General features: G+C 72.3%; 4 protein-coding genes and 1 pseudogene. 2 read left to right on the top strand and 3 right to left on the bottom strand.

Annotated features, from left to right (window positions below):
- A partial coding sequence (locus AB0I76_RS22090) for a GAF domain-containing protein (protein WP_357038513.1) occupies positions 1–1,088 on the bottom strand: 1,088 nt, incomplete at its 3' end.
- A gap of 201 nt (positions 1,089–1,289) precedes the next feature.
- Between AB0I76_RS22090 and AB0I76_RS22085 the strand changes: the two genes are divergently transcribed.
- A complete protein-coding gene (locus AB0I76_RS22085) occupies positions 1,290–1,958 on the top strand; it encodes a hypothetical protein (RefSeq protein WP_357038510.1) in 669 nt (222 codons plus the stop codon).
- Positions 1,959–2,067: 109 nt separating this feature from the next.
- On the opposite strand, the gene gabT is transcribed toward AB0I76_RS22085, so the two are convergent.
- On the bottom strand, positions 2,068–3,339 hold the full coding sequence (gene gabT / locus AB0I76_RS22080; protein ID WP_357038507.1) for a 4-aminobutyrate--2-oxoglutarate transaminase: 1,272 nt from the start codon (positions 3,337–3,339) through the stop codon (positions 2,068–2,070).
- Between the two features lie 5 nt (positions 3,340–3,344).
- Positions 3,345–4,781 (bottom strand): gamma-aminobutyraldehyde dehydrogenase, encoded by a 1,437-nt coding sequence (locus AB0I76_RS22075; RefSeq protein ID WP_357038504.1) that lies wholly within the window; start codon positions 4,779–4,781, stop codon positions 3,345–3,347.
- Positions 4,782–4,924: 143 nt separating this feature from the next.
- Here AB0I76_RS22075 and AB0I76_RS22070 point away from each other — a divergent pair.
- Positions 4,925–5,110, top strand: a pseudogene (locus AB0I76_RS22070) (aldehyde dehydrogenase); the annotation flags it as partial.

Below are 5,110 nucleotides of genomic sequence, written 5' to 3'. Positions count from 1 at the left end.
GCGAGCACGGCGGCGCGCACCTGCCCGTCGATCAGGCGGCGCAGTCGCGCGACTCCCGGCGCGTCCGAGCCCGGCAGGAGTGATCCGGCGTACGCGTCGAGCGCGCCCGCCAGGTCGCCCGCGTCGAGGCGGTTGGCGACGGTACGGAAGTCGGCGCGCACGGTGCCGCGCAGCCGGTACGGGCGGGAGTCGAGCAGTTCCGGCCCGAGCACCCGGCGCAGGCGGGACAGCTCGGCGCGCAGCGTGACCGGGTGCAGCCGGTCGTCGCCGTAGAGGTCGATGCCGAGTTGCTCGCCGGTGCGCCCCTCGGGATGGTCGAGCAGCAGCACGAGCAGCTCGCTGTGCCGGCGGCCGAGCCGGATCCGACGGCCGTCCACGTGCAGCTCCGCCTCGTCCCGACCCAGCGCGGTGATCGTCGCGACGCCCGGTTCGACCGGTCGGTCCGCGGCGAGCTGCGCCTCGGCGGCCCGTGCCGTGGCCCGGACCAGCGCCAGGCTCTGCGGGTTGGCCAGGTGGTCGCCGCCGGTGATGTCGACCGCGCCGAGCAGCCGACCACTGAGCGGGTCGTGGATCGGGGCGGCGGCGCACGTCCACCGCTGCACCGGCCGGCTGAAGTGCTCGGTGGCGAAGATCTGCACGCTGTGGTCGACGGCCAGGGCCGTGCCGGGGGCGTTCGTGCCGGCGTGCGCCTCGTCCCACCGGGCCCCGGGCACGAAGTTCATCCGTTCGGCGTGCCGCAGCACCCCCGGATGTCCCTCCACCCAGAGCAGCCGCCCGTACGCGTCGCAGACCGCCATCAGGTGCGCACCGTCCTGGGCGATCCCGCCCAGCAGGTCCCGGAAGAGGGGCAGCACCCGGACCAGCGGGTGGGCGGCGCGGTAGCTCGCCAAGGCGTCGTCGGTCAGGTCGACCGGCGGAGTGCCCTCCGGGTCCAGCAGCACCGACCGTTCCCACGACCGGCGTACCACCTCGCGGACCCGCTGCGGCGCGGTCCCGGCGGCGAGGAACGCCTCGTGGGCGGCGCCGACCTGCGCGATCCGCTCCACCGGATCGACGCCGAACTCCAGGGCGAGCCACGGGTCAGCCATCGGCGACCTCCTCGGCCCCATCGTGACGCAGCCCACCCCCGATCGCCAATACCGGTTGCGGTCGACAGGCGACGTGGGGGCCGGGACATCGAGCCCGGCCCCTCGGGCGTGATACGAAACATTCCTTCCGGAACCGCTGAACCGTTCGGTGCTCCCTGCCCGTACCCGCTGACACCAGAGCGTCGGACGACGGGAGATGCGGTGAAGGTGCAGCGGAAGCACGTACTGGCGGTCGGTGTGGCGGCGGTCGCCGCGGCGGCGGTGGCGGTGGGTACCGGACTGGGCTTCGCGGACACCGCCCCCGCGCGGGCCTCGGCCTGCGCCGGTTCGGTGACCTTCTCCGCCGAGGGGGGTGCGCCGGCGGCGACCAGCAACCGGTTCCCGGTCGGAACGCGACTGCGGGTGACCAACCTGGACAACGGGAAGGCTGCCACGGTGACGGTGACCGGCCCGTCGGGCAGTTGTGTGCTGCTCAACACGGCCGCCATGGACCTGGTCCGGGAGCCCGGCAAGAACGTCGTCCGGCGCAACGTGGTCGAGGTGCTGGGCGGCGGCGACACCGCACCTCCGGCTTCCGACTCGACACGGCCCGGCGCTGCGTCCCCCGGTGCCTCCCGTCCGGCGCCCAGGTCGGCCTGCACGGGTGCGATCACCTTCTCCGCCGAGGCCGGCACGCCGGCCGCGACCAGCGGTCAGTTCCCGGTGGGTACGCGCCTGCGGGTGACGAACCTGGACAACCGCAAGACGGTCACCGTGACGGTGACCGGGCCGTCGGGCAGTTGCGTGCTGCTCAACGCGGCGGCGATGGACGCGATCCGCGAACCGGGCAAGAACCTGGTCCGCCGCAACACGGTCGAGGTGCTGCGCTAGGCGGGCCGAACCCTCGATGATCGCGCTCGATCGTGGAAGTAGTGGCCTCCGCCGCAATGGGAGGCCACTACTTCCGTGTTCCTGCACGATCTTGTGGCGGTCCTCGCCCTCAGCCGAAGGCGGCGTCGAGGATGTCCAGGCCGCGGGTCAGCTCGTCGTCGGAGATGACCAGCGGGGGCAGGAACCGCAGCACGTTGCCGTAGGTGCCGCAGGTCAGCGTGAGCAGGCCGGCGGCGTGGCAGGCGGCCGACACCGCGGCCGTGCGGACCGGGTCCGGCGTGCGGGTGCCGGGCTGGACCAGTTCCACAGCCAGCATCGCGCCCCGCCCGCGTACCTCGGCGACGACGCCGGTGCGCTCGGCGATCGCGCGCAGCCGGGGCACCATCGTCGCCTCGATCCGCCGGGCGGCGGCGACGAGGTCCAGCTCGTGCATGGTCTCGATGCTGGCGAGCGCCGCGGCGCAGGCGATCGGGTTGCCGCCGTACGTGCCGCCGAGGCCACCGACGTGCACCGCGTCCATCAGCTCGGCACGCCCGGTCACCGCCGCGAGCGGCAGGCCACCCGCGATGCCCTTGGCCAGGGTGACCAGGTCCGGTTCGACGCCCTCGTGCTGGCAGGCGAACCAGTCCCCGGTCCGGCAGAACCCGGTCTGGATCTCGTCGGCCACGAAGACCACCCCGGCCGCCGTCGCCCACTCCCGCAGCGCCGGCAGGAACCCCGCCGCCGGTACGACGAAACCACCCTCGCCCTGGATCGGCTCGATCAGCAGCGCCGCCACGTTCTCCGCGCCGACCTGCTTCTCCACCATCTCGATCGCCCGGGCGGCCGCCTCCGGGCCGGACAGGCCGCCGTCGCGCAGCGGGTACGACATCGGCACCCGGTAGACCTCACCGGCGAACGGCCCGAACCGGTGCTTGTACGGCATGTTCTTCGCGGTCAACGCCATGGTCAGGTTGGTCCGGCCGTGGTACGCGTGGTCGAACACCACCACCGCCGGTCGCCCGGTCGCGTGCCGGGCGATCTTCACGGCGTTCTCCACCGCCTCGGCGCCGGAGTTGAACAGCGCCGAGCGCTTCTCGAAGCTGCCCGGGGTCAGCGTGTTGAGCTGCTCGCAGACCGCCACGTACGACTCGTACGGCGCGACCATGAAGCAGGTGTGGGTGAAACGCTCGACCTGTGCCCGCACCGCCTCGACGACGCGTGGCGCGGAGTTGCCGACATTGGTCACCGCGATGCCGGCGGCGAAGTCGATCCACTCCCGGCCCTCGACGTCGGTGATGGTGCCGCCCGATGCACGGTCCACGTAGGACGGAATGACGCTGCCGACGCCACGCGCGACCGCCGCGCCCCGCCGCTTGTGCAGTTCCTCGGAGGATGACATGTGGGTCAGCCCTCGATGTTGTGCATGACGTGCTTGATCCGGGTGTAGTCCTCCAGGCTGTAGACCGACAGGTCCTTGCCGTGGCCGGAGTGCTTGAAGCCGCCGTGCGGCATCTCGGAGACGAACGGGATGTGCGTGTTCACCCAGACACAGCCGAAGTCGAGGCGGCGGGTCATCCGCATCGCCCGGCCGTGGTCCTTCGTCCACACCGACGCGGACAGGCCGTAGTCGACGCCGTTCGCCCAGCGCACCGCCTCGTCCTCGTCAGAGAAGCGCTGCACGGTGATGACCGGGCCGAACACCTCGTCGCGGATGATCTCGTCGTCCTGGCGGACGCCGGACACCACCGTCGGGGCGTAGAAGTAGCCGCGCTCACCGAGGCGCGAACCGCCGGTCCGCAGGTCCGCGTGGTCCGGCAGGCGGTCCACGAAGCCGCTGACCCGGGCGAGCTGGTTGGCGTTGTTCAGCGGCCCGTACAGCACGTCGGCGTCGTCGGGGGCGCCGGTCTTCGTGTTGCGGGCCTGGTCGGCCAGGGCCGCCACGAAGTCGTCGTGGATGCCGGGACCGGCCAGCACCCGGGTCGCCGCGGTGCAGTCCTGGCCGGCGTTGAAGTAGCCGCCCATCGCGATCGCCTCGGCCGCCGCCTCGATGTCGGCGTCGTCGAAGATGACCACGGGGGCCTTGCCGCCCAGCTCCAGGTGCGTGCGCTTCAGGTCCGGCGCCGCCGCGGAGGCGACCTCCATGCCCGCGCGGGTCGAGCCCGTGATCGACACCATCTGCGGCGTCGGGTGGGAGACCAGCGTACGACCGGTGTCCCGGTCGCCGCAGACGACATTGAAGACGCCCGGCGGGAGGAACTCCGACGCGATCTCGGCCAGCAGCAGGGTCGACACCGGCGTGGTGTCCGACGGCTTCAGCACCACCGTGTTGCCGGCGGCGAGAGCCGGGGCGATCTTCCAGACCGCCATCATCAGCGGATAGTTCCACGGGGTGACCTGGGCGCAGACACCGATCGGCTCGCGCCGCACGTAGGAGGTGTGCCCGGCCATGTACTCACCGGCCGAGCGGCCCTCCAGCAGGCGCGCGGCACCGGCGAAGAACCGGAACTGGTCGACCGACGGGGGCAACTCCTCGTCGGCGGTGAGCTGACGCGGCTTGCCGGTGTTGCGTACCTCGGCGTCGACCAGTTCCGCCGCGCGGGCCTCGACCGCGTCGGCGAGCTTGAGCAGCGCCTTCTGCCGCTCACCCGGGGTGGTGTCCCGCCAGCTCTCGAAGGCCGTGGCGGCGACCCGCATCGCCGCGTCCACGTCGGCGGCGCCGGAGACCGGCGCCTGCGCGAACACCTCACCGGTGCAGGGATCGATCAGGTCGGCGTAGCCACCGTCGGCCGGCTCGACGTACTCGCCGTTGACGAAGTTGCGCAGCTGCTGCTGGTCGCTCATGACGGGATCACTCCGAGGGGTTCCGGGGGTGCGGTCTGCGGCGGTTATCGCAATGTGTATGCCATCTTCGCTACTGAATTCGCGGCAGACAAGGGCTGTGGCGACTGTTTCCGTCGACTCGTCCGTCGTCTACGCTGCTCCACGTGGAGTCCGTACCGTTCTTCGTCGCCTCCCGTCCCGTCCACGGCGAGGAGGAGCTGACCGTCCACCACCCGTACGACGGGCGCGCTGTCGGTCGTACCACCCTCGCCACGGCCGACCAGGTCGAGGCGGCCGTCGCGGCAGCCGCCGGAGTGGCCGCGGAGACCGCGGCCCTGCCCGCGCACGCC

Source organism: Micromonospora sp. NPDC049799, assembly GCF_040656655.1.
Taxonomy (GTDB): Bacteria; Actinomycetota; Actinomycetes; order Mycobacteriales; family Micromonosporaceae; genus Micromonospora.
The sequence above is the reverse complement of the archived record's forward strand: the minus strand, read 5'-3'. Positions and strand labels throughout refer to the sequence as shown.

Bases quoted from the DNA above. Each gene is read 5' to 3' on its own strand.
- AB0I76_RS22075 (WP_357038504.1), bottom strand. From the start codon at position 4,781: ATGAGCGACCAGCAGCAGCTGCGCAACTTCGTCAACGGCGAGTACGTC.
- gabT (WP_357038507.1), bottom strand. From the start codon at position 3,339: ATGTCATCCTCCGAGGAACTGCACAAGCGGCGGGGCGCGGCGGTCGCG.